Raw genomic sequence first — 15,551 nt, forward strand, 5'->3', positions numbered from 1 at the left:
ATCCAGACTGTCACCGTGGAAAGATTCTGGATTGCTTCGCTGCGCTCGCAATGACGATGTGGATGCCTCGGCGCCTTAAGTCTTCACCGCCACCGCCTTCGGCGCCTTCTTCGAAGCGCGCCAGTTCTCAAACCGCTGCACCACCACGAAGAAGGCCGGCACGAACAGTACCGCAAGGCAGGTCGAGGCCAGCATGCCCGAGAACACGGTGATGCCGATCGACTTGCGCGCGCTGGCGCCGGCGCCGGTCGCGAGCACCAGCGGCACGACGCCGAGGATGAAGGCGAAGGAGGTCATCAGGATCGGGCGGAAACGGGCACGCGCGGCTTCGATCGCGGACTCCAGGATCGGCTTGCCGTCGCGGCCGTGCAGCTCGAGGCCGACCTCGACGATCAGGATGGCGTTCTTGGCCGACAGCGCGATGAGCAGGATCAATCCGATCTGGCAATAGAGGTTGTTGTCGATCTTGAGCCCGGAGAGGATCAGCATCGGCCCGAGCAGCGACAGCGGCACCGCGAGGATCACCGAGATCGGCGCGTACCAGCTCTCATACTGGCCGGCGAGCACGAGATAGACCAGCAGCATGGCGAGGCCGAACACCCAGTAGATCTGGTTCGAGACCGCCTTCTCCTGATATGACATCGCGGTCCACTCATAGCCGGTGCCGGGCGGCAGCGTCTTGTCCGCGATCTCCTCCATCAACTTCAGCGATTGGCCCGATGAATAGCCCTGCGCCGGCAGGCCGATCACCGTCGAGGACGGATAGAGGTTGTAGAGGCTGATCAGCGACGGACCGGTGGCCGGCGTGATCTTGGCGACGGTGCCGATCGGGATCATGTCGCCGTTGGAGTTGCGCACCTGCATGTTGGCGATGTCGCGCTCGGTGACGCGGAAGGCCGGATCGGCCTGGGTGTAGACCTGGAAGACGCGGCCGAACTTGTTGAACTGGTTGACGTAGGACGAGCCGAGATAGGTCGATAGCGCCGAGAACACCTGGTCCGTCGTGACGTGCAGCGTCTGGGTCTTGATGCGGTCGATCTCGACGTTGAACTGCGGCACCGACGAGCGGAACGAGGTCTGCACGCGCTGCAGCGCGCTCTGGCTCTGCGCGTTGCTGACCATCGCACCGGTGATGGCCTGCAGCTTGGCGAAATCGCTGTTGCCGTCGCGCAGCTCGACCTGCATCGAGAAACCGGCGGCGTTGCCGATGCCCTGGATCGGCGGCGGCGGCAGCACAATAGTGCGCGCCTCCATGATGGTTGCGAGCTTGTCGTTCAGCCCGAAGACCAGCGAGCGCAAATCCTCGCCGGGTCCTTTGCGCGCGTCCCAATCCTTCAGGATGATGTAGGCGACGCCGGCATTGGCGAGGCTGGCGCTGTTGTCGAGCGCGGAGATGCCGGCGATGGTGATGACCTGCTGGACGCCGGGCGTATCCTTGATGATCTCGCTGGCCCTGTCGAGCACGTTCTGGGTCCGCTCCAACGCTGCGCCGTCGGGCAGCTGGATCGCGGCGATCAGATAGCCCTGGTCCTCGATCGGCAGGAAGCCCGTCGGCACCCGCGACAGGCCGTAGCCGCCGGCTCCGATGACCAGCAGCGCGAACGCGACCGAGATGGTGGCGTTCTTCACCAGGAACGTGATCAGCCTGGTGTAGCCGCGCTCGACGCGGTCATAGACGGCGTTGAAGCCTCGATAGAAGAAATTGCGCTGCTCCGGCGGCACCGCCGGCCGCAGCCATAGCGCACACTGCGTCGGCTTCAAGGTCGCCGCGTTGATCGCGGAGAGCAGCGCGGTCGCCGCGATCACCAGCGCGAATTGCGAGTAGATGCGCCCGGTGAGGCCGGCAAGGAACGAGGCCGGCAGGAACACCGAGATCAGCACCAGGGTGATGCCGACGATCGGCGCGAACAGCTGGTCCATCGCCCTGATCGCTGCGTCGTGGCCGTTCATGCCCTGCTCGATGTTGTGCGCCGCGCCTTCCACCACCACGATGGCGTCGTCGACCACGATGCCGATCGCGAGCACGATCGCGAACAGCGTCGACATGTTGATGGTGAAGCCGAGCGCCGCCATCGCGGCGAAGGCGCCGATGATGGTGACGGGCACGGTCGTCGCGGGCACCAGCATCGCGCGCCAGTCCTGCAGGAACACGAGGATCACCACCAGCACCAGAAGGCCGGCCTCGATCAGCGTCATGTAGACCTCGTGCACCGAGGCTTGCACGAACTTGGTGGTGTCGAACGGCGTGTCGTATTTGATGCCTTCGGGGAAGCGCTTGGCGAGCTCGGCCATCTTCTTCTCGACGGCCTGCTCGACCTGGAGCGCGTTGGCGCCGGGCGACTGGAACACGCCGATGCCGGTGGCGGGCTGCTTGTTGAGCGAGAAGATCTGGCTGTAGGTCTGTGCGCCAAGCTCGACCCAGCCGACGTCGCGCACCCGCGTGACGTCGCCGCTGGTCCCTGTCTTGACGATGATGTTCTCGAACTGGGTGGTGTCGTCGAGCCGTCCGTTGACGTTGAGCGTGTACTGGAACGCCTGGCCCGGCGGCGTCGGCGGTGCGCCGACCTGGCCGGCGGAGACCTGCTGGCTCTGCTGCTGGATCGCGTTGATGACGTCCTGCGGTACCAGGCCCCGGGCCTGCAGTTTGCTCGGGTCGAGCCACACCCGCATCGAATACTGGCCGGCGCCGAACACCGTGACGTTGCCGACGCCGGGCAGGCGGGAGAGCTCGTCGCGGATGTTGATGGTGGCGTAGTTGCTCAAATAGAGGCTGTCATACTTCGCCTCGGGCGAGGTCAGCGTCACGAACAGCAGGATAGCGGTCGATTTCTTCTGGACGGTGACGCCCTGGTTCTGCACCGCCTGCGGGAGCTGCGCCAGCGCACTGGAGACACGGTTCTGCACCAGCACCTGTGCGAAGTTGAGGTCGGTGCCGATCTTGAAGGTCACGGTCAGCGTGTAGGTGCCGTCCGAGCCGCTGTAGGACTGCATGTACAGCATGTCCTCGACGCCGTTGACCTGCTGCTCGATCGGCAGCGCCACGGTGTCGATCACGGTCTTGGCGCTGGCGCCGGGATAACGCGTGGTGACCTGCACCGTCGGCGGCACCACGTCGGGGTATTGCGCGATCGCAAGGTTGAACAGCGCGACGCCGCCGATCAGGATCATCAGGAGTGCGATGACGTTGGAGAGGACCGGCCGCTCGATGAAGAATTTTGAGATCATGGCTGGCGGCTCCTACTTGGTGGACGCCTGGGACTGGTCGATCTTCGTCACCTGCGGGTCGATCTTCTGCCCCGGGATCACCCGCAGCAGTCCCGCGATCACGACGCGGTCGTCCGGCTTGAGGCCGCTTTCAATCACGCGCAGGCCGTTGTCGGTCGGCCCGATCTGCACCTTGCGCTGCTCGACGACATTGTCGTTGTTGACGACGAGGAGATAGCGGCCGCCCTGGTCGCTGCCGAGCGCGGTGTCGGGAACGAGCAGGGCTTCCTTCTCCTGGGTGAAGGGTACGCGGACGCGCACGAAATAGCCGGGCAGCAGCACCCGCTTGTCGTTGGGTATGACGCCGCGCACGGCGAGCGTGCCAGTCGATGTATTGAGGGTCGGCGAGACGTAGTCGAGGTGGCCTTCATGCGGGTATCCGGTCTCGGTCTGGAGGCCCACCTGGACCGGCAACTGTCTGAGATCGGCGACCGTCAGCCCGCGGCGGGCCGCTTCGGCGCGGATGCGAAGGACGTCCTGCTCGTTGACGGTGAAGTTCACCCAGATCGGGTCCAGCGCGACGATGGTCGCGAGCTGGGTCGGGGAGGAGACGCCGACGAGCTCGCCGATCGAGACCAGGTGCGCGCTGACGATGCCGTCGAACGGCGCCGTCACCTTGGTGTAGCCGTAATTGACCTCGGCGAGCCTGGTATTGACCTGCGCCTGTTGGAGACTGGCCTGCGCGTTTTCGCGGTTCGAGGTCGAGGTGTCGAGGGTGGACTGCGAGACCGCCTGGCGCTGCACCAACTCGGTCTGCCGCTTGAAATCGGCCTCTGCCTGCTTCAGCGTGGCCTGCGCGCCGGCCTCGGCTGCCTGTGCCTGCTCGAGCTTGAGCTTGTAGGTCTCCGGCTCGATTGTGAACAGCTGGGTGCCCTGCTTGACGAAGGTGCCGTCCTGGTAGTCGATCGATTGCAGGAAGCCCTGCACGCGCGCGACCAGATCGACGCTCTTGATCGGCGCGGTGTTGCCGGTCGCCTCGACGTAGCGCGTCACTGCGCGCTGCACCGGCGTCGCGACGTCCACCTTGGGCGGCGGTGGCGCCACGAAGGTGTTCTTGTCCTCGCAGCCGGCGAGCGCGATGACCGCGGTTGCCGTTGCCAAGGCCCGCCCGACATGTTTCCGCGCTTGCCTAGTTCGTGCGGGAGATGCGAGATTCGCGCGCGTCATTCGGTGGCTCCCGGGTTGCTGTCTGTCGGTGCGGCAGGCTACCAACAAATGCCCGGCCGCGGAACACCATAGCCATGGCAGTCAGAGGCCTTGCACTGCAAACGGCGGCGTGCCCTTTGGCAGGTTCATCATGACAAATCGCTTTTCACTGAGCGCATGATCGACCAGAATTGGCGAAGGCGGTGTGATTGATGCGCCGGAAGGATTCGCCGATCCGGACGGAGTAGCGGCAGCGGCTGCATGACAACTGAAATTCAGATTCGCGCCTTCGCGCCGCTCGATGCGGTTCCTGTGCGCGAGCTGTTCATCCGGGTAAATCGTCTGTTGGCACCCGCGCATTTGGCGGAGGCGTTCGAAAAATACATCACTCGCTCGCTCGTGGAGGAGATAGATCGAATCGCCGAATACTATTCGAGCCGGGACGGCGGTTTTTGGGTCGCTGTCGACGACGACGAAATTGTTGGCATGTTTGGGCTGGAGAGCGTTGGCGGGGAAGCGATGGAGCTGCGGCGCATGTACGTCGCTCCCGGCGCGCGACGCCGGGGAATTGCGCGGAACATGCTGGCGTTTGCGGAGCAGGAATGCCGCCGCCGGAAGCGGTTACAATTGCAGCTGAGTACGTCCGAGCTTCAGCAGGATGCGCTGGCGCTGTACCGTAACGCCGGATACGAGAACGCGGGCGAAGAGATCGCCGATGCCGCCACCAACAAGACGCTAGGCGGTGGCATTCGCCGCTACCATTTCATCAAGCGGCTCTGAGGTGAAAACTGGCTCTGCCGAGAGGAGGATGCGCATGCGATTGTCCCTGGTGATAGCTTCGTGATCGTCTACCGCCTCTTGATCTCCTCATACTTCGCCATCGCGCGCTCGAACTTCCGGTTGAACAGCCACATCGCAGCGAGGATCTCGCGGAAGCTCGCCGAGGTGCGCGCCCGGTCGGTCTGTCCGAAAGCAAAAATGCTATTGTTGCGCAGGTGCTTCATGATCATGGGGCTGGACACCCTATAGTTCAGGAGATCGCCCGATTTGAGCGCAGCCCGCGTCGGCGTGGGAACGATCTGGATCAGTTCGAACAGCTTCATCTGGTCGATCGGATCAGGCAGCGTCTTCACGATTTGCGGGATCTCACGGAACAGGTCGGCATGCGCGTTCATCAGCCCGTCCCGCACGTTGGTCCAGTGGTTGAAGCGGTGATCTGTGCCGCGGGCGCGTGCCTCCTCCTTGTCGTCGCGCGCGCTCAGCGCCGGATCGATCGCGGCGATGTCACCCTTGACGGCCTCCCATTTCCGGCGGCCGTTGCGGTCTTCGGAGGGGCCGGTCTGGAAGCTGCCCATGTAGGTGTTCGAGCGCGCATTGCGGACATTCTGCTTGCCGTTGGTCTCGGCGAAGAACAGCCCGAGGCTGATGCGCCCCGCGGCCTCCGCATGCTCAGGCGCAAGCCCCCTGGCGCGCGCAATGGCGACCGCGAGATCGACGACGTCCTTGAACGGCGTTGGCGAATTCTGCGCGCTGGCAGGCGGCGCCTCCATGATGTCGAACAGCTTCGAATATTCGTCGATCAAAGGCTCGATGTCGGCGTCGAAATAGGCCGGAGGAATCTCGAACTTGTTGGGCCTCCCGATCCGCGCCGGCATGGCGTCCGTCAGGTCCTTGTAGCTGCTGATCACCGCGACGCGCGCGAGATAGAGCGCCTGTCCCGGCAGATTGGGCAGCGGCTCCTTCGCCTCGATCTGGCGTCGTCGCTCGGCGAGGATGGATTTGAAATCGGCGAGCGCCCGCTCGTAGGTGGCGAGCGCCTCGGATTGCCTTGGCGTTGGCGCGCCTTTCTGTGCAACGACGGGCGCCGCGACGAAGAAGGCAGCGGCCGCAAAGAACGCGGCGGCAAGTCGTCTCGATCCCATGGTTGGTTCCCGTCGATTCGATGGCCAGGGAGATCGTAAGCATCAGACGCGAGCTGCCGCAATTCTTCCTCTCACGCGGCCCGGTAGTCCGGCGCGGTCGCCAGGAACTTCGCGTAGATATCCGCGTCCGGCGGCGAGAAGCGCCCGGCGAACCCGCCGCGCTTCCAGTTCTTCGCACCGATGTCGGCCATCAGCTCGTCGAAATGACGGTAGTGATAGGGCGCGACGCAGAGCCCGCCATAGACGCCTGCCGCCGGCCGCTCGACGCGCTTGAAGTGCAGCATCATCTCGATGTTGTCGCGCATCTGCTTGGTCGACGGCTGGTTGGCGAGCTGGCCGTCGGCGTAGCGCACCAGCCAGTTGGCGGCGAGATCAGCGCAGAGCACGGTGCAGAACGACGAGTTGAAGCCGACGAAGCCGAGCTCCGGCAGATCGGGGTTGGCGATCAGACGATAGAGCCGGTACTGGCCGTCGGCATCGACCAGTTTCTGCCGGTAGGCCTCGGGCAGGAACGGCACGCCGAGCTTGTAGCCGATCGCGAGCACCGCGAGGTCGGCCTTGATGCGCTCGCCGCCGCTCATCACGATGCTGTCGCCTTCATAACGGTCGAACGTGCCGAACACCGCCTTGATGCGGCCGTCGGCGACCATCGGATAAAAGCCCGGCGTTGCGATCGGCACCGAGCAGTTGACGCCGTCCTCGATCCGCTCCTTCGGGACCATCTTGCAGCGGCCGAGCTTGAGCTGCGCCTTGAGCAGGCTCTCCAGCCCGCGCCAGTTCGCCCAGACCAGCGGCGCGGCTATGCGATGTGCAAATCTCGCCATCGCGCTCGCGCCCCAGCCCAGAAACATTTCCTCTTGCGCGCGGATGTAGAGGATGCGCTTGAAGTTCACGAGTCCGCCAATGAAGTAAGGGATGCGCCAGACCGGCTCGCGCATTACGATCGTGACCTCGCGCGCGCCTGACTTCACCGCGTTCACGGCGATGTCGGTCGCGGACTTCGAGCCGCCGAGCACGACGACGCGGCGTCCTTTTGCAAGTACTGGGTCGCCGTATTTCGACGAGTGCAGGATCTGGCCGCCCTGCGCCAGAAAACCGTCCTCGCCGGGGCAATGCAGCTCGCGCGGCTCATTGAATTGGCCGGTGCAGACGGCGACGAAATCGAAGTCTTCGTTCGTCGTGCCGTCTTTGCTCGTCAGGGTCAGCGTCCAGCCGGGTGTGCCGTCCGCGCGACGCGTCATGCCGGCAACTTCGGTGTCGAGGCGCAGCATGCGGTCGAGGCCAAAACTCCTGGCGTAGTCGGCGAGATAGGCATGGACCTGCGGCCCGGTCGGCCATTCCGGATAGGCATCCGGCATGGCGCGGTCGGTGTAGCGATAGAGTTCCTTCGGGCTCTGCGTCTGCACCTCAGGATAGGAGCGCGCCGGCTCCCAGACGCCGCCGAGATCCGAGCTGCGCTCGACGATGGTGACGCGGTGGCCGCGGCCGGAGAACGCCTTGGCGGCGGCAAGGCCGGAGACGCCGGCGCCGATCACGCAGACATGTTTGGGACTGACCATGGGATTGCTCGCTATCGATGTGTTTTCCGGGCAAGCGGCCACGTTCGGCCGCAAGGCGCGGCCGGTAGGCCTGCAAGCAGATGACAGTGGACGAGGAAGCCTAGTCGTTGGCCTCGGGCGGCAGGAAATCGACCTCATGCAGCGCCGAGATACGCACCACTTCGGCAGGGTCGGTCAGATTGTGCAGCTGGTTGAACAGCGCCTCCAGCTTCTGCATCGGCGAGACCCAGAACAGCGCGCGGCACGGCTTGTCGGACTTGTTGAAATAGCCGTGCGGAATGCCGCGCGGCATGCGCACGAGGTCGCCGGCATGGGCCTTGACCCATTGGCCATCCAGCTTGAGGTCGAGCGTGCCTTCCTGCACCAGGATGAACTCGTCCTGGGTCGGATGGATGTGCACCGGCACGAACTGGCCGGGATCGCTGTTGGTCTCGAACGCGAAGGTGGAGTCGGTCACGGCTTTGGGGAAATAGACCTGGCCAAGGATGTTCCAGCTCTTGCCGCCATAGCCCGTGCCGTTAGCGGTAATGCCCTTTTCGAGTGCAGTCATGGCTTGCTCCTCATGGATTCCGGCGGGGACGGAGCTTTCGCCAGCGATAGGCGCCTGTCTATCCGCTAAACGAATCCGAACGCCGCCATTGCCATGCAGCACGAGGATTTTGCAGGAGCCGCTCTTTTCGCATCCGCGGAACTATTATAGGCTTAAAGCAATTCCGTGACGCGAAGCGTGGTCGATGATGTCCGCAGCCGTGCTGGAAATGAACGCAAGGGCGCCTGCAGCCGAGCGGCTTGCGGCCTTCGCGCGCGTCACCACCGACAATGTCGACGAAGCCGCCGAGCAGATCGGGCGCATCTTCTGCCCGCACGATCTCGAGCCGGGAGAGGCGCGGGCGGCCGGCTTCTCCGCCCGGCACAATTGCGCTGATTTCGCCGGCTTCTCCATCAACTATGTCGCCTATGGCGGATCGGTCAGTATCGATCCCGGCTGCCTCGAGCGCTTCTTCCTGGTGCAGGTCCCGCTGGCTGGCGCCGCCCGCATTCGTGCCGGCGGCTGTGAACTCGATTCCGCGCCGGACCGGACGGCGTCACTGCTGTCGCCGACGATCCCGACGCGGATGATCTGGACCGACTGCGCCCAAGCGATCCTGCTGCTCGAGCGCCGCATGGTCGAGCAGCGAGCCGCGGCGCTGGCGGGCAGGACGGTCGGCACGGTCGAATTCGATCCCGTGATCGAACTCGACGCGCCCTCCGGACGGGCCCTGCAGACCAGTCTTGCCGAGTTGATGACGCTCGCCGAGCGTGTCGGTCCCTCCGGCAGGCTGTCGCCGGTCGCGATGGCCGATTGGCGCGAAGCGCTGCTCGATCATCTCCTCAACGGGCAGAGGCATGGCCTGTCGGACGCGATTCGAACGTTCTCAGGGCAGGCCGAGCGCTTGCCGCGCGCGCTCCGGGCCGCGCGCGACCATCTGGCGGACAATGCCGGCGAGCCGCTCGATCTCGCGCAGCTCGCCTGCGTGTCCGGCATCGGCATTCGCGCGCTTCAGCTCGGCTTCCGCCGTCACTTCGGCGTGTCCATCTCGCAGATGCTGCTCGACATGCGCCTTGCTGGCCTGCACGCGCGCCTCGCGCAGGCGGCACCCGATGCCTGCATCACCGAGATCGCCTTCGATCTCGGCTTCACCCATCTTGGCCGCATGGCCGGCGCCTACCGCGATAAATTCGGCGAGACACCGTCGGCCACGCTGCGGCGACGGATGAGCTAGATGAAGTGAACTCGGGCAGCTGTTCGCGGTTTGCCTCTCCTACAGGAGCCCTACAGGATAGGTGTTCCGAGTTCTGGGCGCCGTCAACTCAACCAAAACTCATCCAACTCTGCTTCCGTGCCGCCTCAACCCGACGGCGAATCGGTCTGGAGCAGCGTCGTCACCCAGATCGCGCGCGCCACCTGCTGCGTCGGGTTGTCGAACATGTGCGGCACGATGCTCGGGAAACGAAAGCTGTCGCCGGCTTCCAGCAGGTGAGCCTGGTTGTCGAGCCACAGCCGCAGGCTGCCTGAGAGGATGTAGCCCGCCTTCTCACCGGTGTGCTGCAGGAAGTCGGTGCCGGACGAGGCTCCGGGATTGAGCGTGAGCTCGTAGAGCTCGAGCTGGCCTTTTCCTGCAGGGGTCAGCGCTTCCTTGACGACGCCGCTGGCGGTGAGCCGCAGCAGCCGCCGGCTGTTCTTGCGCACGATGTAGCGTTGCCCGTCGGCGGGATCGCTGCTTTCGAAGAAGTAGGAGATGGGAACGTCGAGCGCGATGCTGAGCAGGCGCAGCGTACGGACCGACGGCATGGCGCGCGCGCGCTCGAGCTGGCTGATCATGCCGGTGGACAGGCCGGTCTTGTTGGCGACGTCCTGGATCGAGAGGCCGGCGCGCTGACGCAGCAGCCGCACCGTTTCACCCAGGCGCTGGTCGACCGCATCGTCAGCTTCGATCGCCGGAGCGTCCTTGGTGCCGTTCGTGTCGCCGCGACCATCCATGTCGCTCTCCCATGCATCATCTCAGCCTCGGGCATCGGCTCCGTGACTTTAGTCAGAGTGAAAAGATTGCGCATACTAGCAATGTGATTGACAGCTGTATTTAGTCATGATGAACTTTTGATCGAAAAATTTAGAAGCACTAAAGCCCACTCCTGTCCCTCTGCCGGGGTCTCGGGGCGCGGGAGACGGTGCCGCGTGCGGAAACGGAGAGTGGGTGATGGCACACGACACTGGCAAGCGTGGCGTTGGGGCACTGCTTCTCGGCATTCCGAATCGCCGTCAATTCGTCCAGCTCGGCGCGGGCGCCGCAGCGGGATGGACGCTTTCAGGCAACGCCTTCGCCCAGACCGAACGTCCCACCAATCCGCCGGACAAGCCGCGCGGCCAGGTGATCGCGGCGCTGTCGCAGGAGCCGACCGTCTTTCATCCCTTGATGCCGGGCATCGAGGTCGACCAGGGCATCTGGTGGCAGGTGTTCTCGCTGCTCTGGTACATCGATCCCGCCGGCAATTTCGTTCCAGATCTCGCGCGCGAAGTCCCGACCCTCGAGAATGGCGGTCTATCGGCCGACGGTCTGACCTGGAAGATCAAGCTGCGCAATGACGTGAAATGGCACGACGGCACGCCTTTCACGGCCGAGGACGTGAAGTTCTCGCTCGAATTGATCAACGACCCCAATTTCCGCGCCCGCAGTCGCGTCGGCCACAGCCTCGTCAAGGACATCAAGGTCGTCGCGCCCGACGAGATCCATTGGCGCATGGAAGCGCCCTATTCGCCCTACATGTCGATCCTGGGATCGCTGACCTTCATCGTGCCAAAACACATCCTGGAGAAGGTGTCCGATCCGAACGCCTCGCCGTTCCACAATGCGCCTATCGGCACCGGGCCGTTCCGCTGGGGCGAACGCGTGCCCGGGGACCACATCCTGCTCAACGCCCACATCGGCTATCACGGCAAGGGGCCTTACGTCGAACGCGTGGTCTTCAAGTACATCCCCGACCTCACCGTGCTCTACACCCAGTTCCGCACCGGCCAGGTCGACTACACCGGCCTGCAAGGCATCTTGCCGAACTTCGTGCAGGAGGCGAAGACGCTGAAGGGGCGCAATATCGTCGTCTCCTCGACCTCCTCGGTGGAGCATATCGCGCCCAATCTGGAGTTCGGTCCCTTCGCTGATCGCGCGGTGCGCGAGGCGCTCTATCTCGCCATCAACAAGCAAGCGATCATCGATGCGCTCAATTACGGATTGCCAAAGCAGACCGAGAGCTTCGTGCCGCAGCAGGCCTGGTCGTTCCAGCAGGGACTGCCGCAGCATAAATACGATCCGGCCAAGGCCAACGCGCTGCTCGATGCCGCCGGATGGGTACGCGGCGCCGGTGGCATTCGCGAGAAGGGCGGCGTCAAGCTCGAATTCGCCAACTCCACGACGTCAGGCAACGCGGTGCGCGAGCAGACCCAGCAGCTTCTGATCCAGGACTGGCGTGCGATCGGCGCTGCGATGCGCGTCAACAACATGCCGGCGGCCGTGATCTGGGGCGACTTCTGGCAGCAGTCGAAGTTCAACTCGGTGATCGTGGGCGTGAATTTCATGTTGGGCAGCGACCCCGACGTGACGCCGCGCTTCGGCTCGGGCTCCATTCCCGCCAAAGGCGGGCGCGGCTACAACACCTATCAGTACCGGAGCGCGGAGGCCGATCGGCTGCTCACCGAAGGCGCCAAGCAGTTCGATCTGTCACAGCGCAAGGCGACCTATGGCGAGCTGCAGAAGCTGATCCGTAACGATCTCGCCATCCTGCCGCTGTTTCAGGGGTTCATTGCCGAGGGCGTCAAGGAGGGCCTGCAGGGCTTCCGTCCCAACATCAACACCTCGATCAACTGCTGGAATATCCGCGAATGGTATTGGGCCTGATGTCCTGGCCACGCCGGATCGCCTGAGATGGCCCGTTACGTCGTCAATCGCCTGGCGCAGGCAATCATGCTGCTGGTGATCGTCTCGGGAATCGGCTTTGCCGTCCTGCATATGGCGCCCGGCGGTCCGCTGTCGCAATTCGCGGCCTCCGCGCAGATGACGCAGGAGGATCTCGATCGCGTCACCAGGCAGCTCGGGCTGGATCGGCCGCTCCCGATCCAGTATCTCGACTGGTTCGGCCGCATGCTCAAAGGCGATTGGGGCCGCTCCTACCGTGACGGCGAGGCGGTGCTGTCGGTGATCTCCTCGCATCTCGGCGCCACGCTGGAGCTGATGGCGACGGCGACGATCATCGCGGTGCTGCTCGGCTGCTGGATCGGCATCCTCGGCGCGCTGCGCCGCTATTCGCTGTTCGATGCGCTCGCCACCGTCGGCGCCATGATCGCGCTGTCGATTCCGACCTTCTGGTTCGGCCTCGTCACCATCTACGTCTTCTCGGTGAAGCTCGGCTGGTTGCCGTCCGGCAACCGCGAGACCGTTGGCGACGGCTCCTTTCTCGACCTGCTGCATCATCTGATCGCGCCGGCCATGGTGCTGGCGCTGGTCGAGACCGCGATGTGGGGCCGCTTCATGCGCTCCTCGATGCTCGAGGTCATCAACCAGGATTACATCCGCACTGCGCGCGCCAAGGGCATGCCGGAATGGCGCATCCTCACCGTGCATGCCTTGCGCAACGCGCTGCTGCCGATGATCACGGTGGCGGGCCTTCAGTTGCCGACGCTGCTCGGCGGCGCGCTGGTCGCCGAGACCGTGTTCACCTGGCCCGGCATGGGCCGGCTGTTCCTCGATTCCATCGGCTATCGCGACTATCCCGTGGTGATGGGCATCCTGATGTTCTCGGCGACGATGGTGCTGATCGGCTCGCTGCTCGCCGACATCCTCTACGCCGTGGTCGATCCGCGCATTCGGGTGGGCTAGGCGATGGCGACCGCAGTCCTCTCCACCGCCCAGCTGGCGCCCGGCCAGGCCGCATGGCGGCGCTTCCGCCGGCACCGGCTGGCGCTCGCGGGCGCCGTGATCATCCTGGTGCTCGTGCTCGGCTCGGCCTTCTGTCCGTATCTGCTGCCGTTCGACGACACCTATATCGACATCATGAAACGGTTCGCGCCGCCGCTTTCCGGCGCGCACATCCTCGGCACCGACGAGCTCGGCCGCGACGTGCTGGCGCGGCTGATGATGGGCGGGCGTGTCTCGCTCTCGATCGGCATCGTCGCGATGGTGATCGCGATGGCGGCCGGCATCGTGGTCGGCGCGTTCGCCGGATTCTATGGCGGCGTGGTCGGCGCGGTGCTGATGCGGCTGGTCGATGCCGTCTTGTGCTTTCCGACGATCTTCCTGCTGCTTGCGCTGGCGGCTCTCACCGAGCCGGGCCTCGTCACCACCACCGTGCTGATTGCGGCCACCGCCTGGATGGCGGTTGCCCGCGTCGTCGAAGCCCAGGTGCGGTCCTTGCGCGAGCGTGAGTTTGCGGTGGCCGCGCTCGCCTTCGGCTCGTCGAACTTACGGATCATGTTTCGCGAGCTGGTGCCCAATGCGATCGCACCGATCGTGGTCGCTGCGACGCTCAACGTCGCCAAGGCGATCCTGCTCGAATCCTATGTCAGCTATCTCGGCTACGGCATCCAGCCGCCGGCGGCGAGCTGGGGCAACATGCTCAACAACGCGCAGATCTATCTCACCAGCGCGCCCTGGCTCGCGATCGCGCCGGGCATCGCCATCACGCTCGCCGTGACCAGCTTCAACTTTCTCGGTGACGGCCTCCGCGATGCGCTGGATCCGCGAATGAACATCCCATGACGAGCAAGATCTCGATCGAACTGACCTCCAGGAGTGCCCCATGTCCCCGCCGCTCAACCGTACAAATAGCGACGAACGCCTGCCGACGCAGGTGGATGTCGTCGTCATCGGCGGCGGCGTCATCGGCGTTTCCGCGGCCTATCATCTGGCCAAGAAGGGCCATTCTGTCGCGCTGGTCGAAAAGGGCCATGTCGGCGGCGAGCAGTCCAGCCGCAATTGGGGCTGGTGCCGCCAGCAGGGCCGCGCGCGCGAGGAGATTCCGCTCGCCCGCGAGGCGCTGCGGCTTTGGGAGGACATGCAGAACGATGCCGGCGTCGATGCCGGCTTCCGCCGCACCGGCGTCCTCTTCCTCACCAAGAGCAAGGATGAACTCGCAAGCTGGGAGCGCTGGGCGGCGATCGCGCGCGAGCAGCAGGTCCACTCCACCGTGCTGACTCCGGCGGAGGTTGCCGAGCGCATGCCTGGGAATGCGGACCAATGGGTCGGCGGCCTGCACACGCCCGGCGACGGCCGCGCAGAGCCATCGATGGCCGTGCCCGCGCTCGCCACCGCCGCGCGAAAACACGGCGTCACCATCCATCAGGGCTGCGCCGCGCGCGGCCTGGAGACGCGAGGCGGGAAGGTCAGCGCGGTCGTCACCGAGAAGGGCACCATCCGCACGCAAGCGGTGCTGCTGGCGGGCGGCGCGTGGTCCTCGTTGTTCTGCCGCCGCCACGGTATCGAGCTGCCGATCGGTCTCGTCAACGCCACCGCGTGCCGGACCACGCCGGGGCCGGAGATCACCTCCGGCGCGCTCGGCACCGATTTCTACTGCATCCGCCGCCGCCTCGACGGCGGCTTCACGCTGGCGCTGCGAAACCGCGGCACGGTCGAGCTGTCGCCGGACCTGTTCCGCTACGCGCGCACCTTCTGGCCGACCTATCAGCATCGCAGGAACGGCCTGAAACTGTCGTTCGGCAAGTCGTTCTTCGACCAGCTCATGCGCGGCACGCGCTGGAGCTTCGACAAGCCGTCGCCGTTCGAGGCCGAGCGCGTGCGTGATCCCGCGCCTGACATGTCGCTGGTCAATTCGGCGCTGGCAGCGCTGATCAAGTCGAATCCGGAATTGAAGGACATCGAGATCGCGGAAGCCTGGGGCGGCACGATCGACTGCACGCCGGATACGATTCCGGTGATCTCGCCGGTCGATGCGCTGCCCGGTTTCTTCCTCGCGACCGGCTTCTCCGGCCACGGTTTTGGCATCGGCCCCGCGGCCGGCAAGCTCGCCGCCGACATCGTGACGGGCTCGACGCCGCTGGTCGATCCCGCCGCCTACAGCCACAAGCGCATGATCGACGGTCGGCGGCTCGCGCCGGTCAGCCCGTTCTGAGGGC

The 15,551-nt window shown here is 64.9% G+C and carries 12 protein-coding genes; 6 read left to right on the top strand and 6 right to left on the bottom strand.

Annotated features, from left to right (window positions below):
• Window positions 1–75: 75 nt before the first annotated feature.
• Together P6U27_RS09090 and P6U27_RS09095 are read right to left on the bottom strand one after the other, a co-directional pair.
• Window positions 76–3,225, bottom strand: a complete 3,150-nt coding sequence (locus P6U27_RS09090; RefSeq protein ID WP_407193886.1) for an efflux RND transporter permease subunit — start codon at window positions 3,223–3,225, stop codon at window positions 76–78.
• Between the two features lie 12 nt (window positions 3,226–3,237).
• The gene (locus P6U27_RS09095) at window positions 3,238–4,431 is read right to left on the bottom strand and encodes an efflux RND transporter periplasmic adaptor subunit (RefSeq protein ID WP_122401879.1); all 1,194 of its coding nucleotides are present in this window, start codon (window positions 4,429–4,431) and stop codon (window positions 3,238–3,240) included.
• Window positions 4,432–4,671: 240 nt separating this feature from the next.
• Here P6U27_RS09095 and P6U27_RS09100 point away from each other — a divergent pair, with 240 nt between their 5' ends.
• Window positions 4,672–5,190 (top strand): GNAT family N-acetyltransferase, encoded by a 519-nt coding sequence (locus tag P6U27_RS09100; RefSeq protein ID WP_209295721.1) that lies wholly within the window; start codon window positions 4,672–4,674, stop codon window positions 5,188–5,190.
• 68 nt (window positions 5,191–5,258) lie between these two features.
• Here P6U27_RS09100 and P6U27_RS09105 read toward each other — a convergent pair whose 3' ends face one another.
• The 3 genes from P6U27_RS09105 to P6U27_RS09115 all read right to left on the bottom strand — a co-directional run bounded on the left by P6U27_RS09105 (window position 5,259) and on the right by P6U27_RS09115 (window position 8,441).
• Complete coding sequence (locus P6U27_RS09105; RefSeq protein WP_407193887.1) at window positions 5,259–6,332, bottom strand: hypothetical protein; 1,074 nt, start codon at window positions 6,330–6,332, stop codon at window positions 5,259–5,261.
• Between the two features lie 71 nt (window positions 6,333–6,403).
• Window positions 6,404–7,891, bottom strand: coding sequence for an NAD(P)/FAD-dependent oxidoreductase (locus tag P6U27_RS09110; protein ID WP_209295719.1), 1,488 nt, complete (start codon window positions 7,889–7,891; stop codon window positions 6,404–6,406).
• A gap of 100 nt (window positions 7,892–7,991) precedes the next feature.
• Complete coding sequence (locus P6U27_RS09115) at window positions 7,992–8,441, bottom strand: cupin domain-containing protein (protein WP_024339447.1); 450 nt, start codon at window positions 8,439–8,441, stop codon at window positions 7,992–7,994.
• 187 nt (window positions 8,442–8,628) lie between these two features.
• Here P6U27_RS09115 and P6U27_RS09120 point away from each other — a divergent pair, with 187 nt between their 5' ends.
• Entirely contained in the window at window positions 8,629–9,654 is a 1,026-nt protein-coding gene (locus tag P6U27_RS09120) for an AraC family transcriptional regulator (RefSeq protein ID WP_122406495.1), read from the top strand.
• Between the two features lie 125 nt (window positions 9,655–9,779).
• Here P6U27_RS09120 and P6U27_RS09125 read toward each other — a convergent pair whose 3' ends face one another.
• Window positions 9,780–10,412, bottom strand: coding sequence for a cupin domain-containing protein (locus P6U27_RS09125; protein WP_209295718.1), 633 nt, complete (start codon window positions 10,410–10,412; stop codon window positions 9,780–9,782).
• Window positions 10,413–10,629: 217 nt separating this feature from the next.
• Between P6U27_RS09125 and P6U27_RS09130 the strand changes: the two genes are divergently transcribed.
• The 4 genes from P6U27_RS09130 to P6U27_RS09145 are packed head-to-tail and all read left to right on the top strand — an operon-like array spanning window position 10,630 to window position 15,547.
• Window positions 10,630–12,321, top strand: a complete 1,692-nt coding sequence (locus P6U27_RS09130) for a peptide ABC transporter substrate-binding protein (protein WP_407193888.1) — start codon at window positions 10,630–10,632, stop codon at window positions 12,319–12,321.
• 27 nt (window positions 12,322–12,348) lie between these two features.
• Entirely contained in the window at window positions 12,349–13,299 is a 951-nt protein-coding gene (locus P6U27_RS09135; RefSeq protein ID WP_122401886.1) for an ABC transporter permease, read from the top strand.
• 3 nt (window positions 13,300–13,302) lie between these two features.
• On the top strand, window positions 13,303–14,178 hold the full coding sequence (locus tag P6U27_RS09140) for an ABC transporter permease (protein ID WP_209295716.1): 876 nt from the start codon (window positions 13,303–13,305) through the stop codon (window positions 14,176–14,178).
• A gap of 40 nt (window positions 14,179–14,218) precedes the next feature.
• Window positions 14,219–15,547, top strand: coding sequence for an NAD(P)/FAD-dependent oxidoreductase (locus P6U27_RS09145; RefSeq protein ID WP_407193889.1), 1,329 nt, complete (start codon window positions 14,219–14,221; stop codon window positions 15,545–15,547).
• Window positions 15,548–15,551: the final 4 nt, after the last annotated feature.

The sequence above is a fragment of the Bradyrhizobium sp. STM 3566 genome (assembly GCF_045571445.1).
Lineage (GTDB): Bacteria > Pseudomonadota > Alphaproteobacteria > Rhizobiales > Xanthobacteraceae > Bradyrhizobium > Bradyrhizobium vignae.

Coding starts and splice junctions, on each gene's coding strand:
- P6U27_RS09135 (WP_122401886.1), top strand. CDS start 12,349: ATGGCCCGTTACGTCGTCAATCGCCTGGCGCAGGCAATCATGCTGCTG.
- P6U27_RS09130 (WP_407193888.1), top strand. CDS start 10,630: ATGGCACACGACACTGGCAAGCGTGGCGTTGGGGCACTGCTTCTCGGC.
- P6U27_RS09110 (WP_209295719.1), bottom strand. CDS start 7,891: ATGGTCAGTCCCAAACATGTCTGCGTGATCGGCGCCGGCGTCTCCGGC.
- P6U27_RS09100 (WP_209295721.1), top strand. CDS start 4,672: ATGACAACTGAAATTCAGATTCGCGCCTTCGCGCCGCTCGATGCGGTT.
- P6U27_RS09095 (WP_122401879.1), bottom strand. CDS start 4,431: ATGACGCGCGCGAATCTCGCATCTCCCGCACGAACTAGGCAAGCGCGG.
- P6U27_RS09115 (WP_024339447.1), bottom strand. CDS start 8,441: ATGACTGCACTCGAAAAGGGCATTACCGCTAACGGCACGGGCTATGGC.
- P6U27_RS09140 (WP_209295716.1), top strand. CDS start 13,303: ATGGCGACCGCAGTCCTCTCCACCGCCCAGCTGGCGCCCGGCCAGGCC.
- P6U27_RS09120 (WP_122406495.1), top strand. CDS start 8,629: ATGTCCGCAGCCGTGCTGGAAATGAACGCAAGGGCGCCTGCAGCCGAG.
- P6U27_RS09090 (WP_407193886.1), bottom strand. CDS start 3,225: ATGATCTCAAAATTCTTCATCGAGCGGCCGGTCCTCTCCAACGTCATC.
- P6U27_RS09145 (WP_407193889.1), top strand. CDS start 14,219: ATGTCCCCGCCGCTCAACCGTACAAATAGCGACGAACGCCTGCCGACG.
- P6U27_RS09105 (WP_407193887.1), bottom strand. CDS start 6,332: ATGGGATCGAGACGACTTGCCGCCGCGTTCTTTGCGGCCGCTGCCTTC.
- P6U27_RS09125 (WP_209295718.1), bottom strand. CDS start 10,412: ATGGATGGTCGCGGCGACACGAACGGCACCAAGGACGCTCCGGCGATC.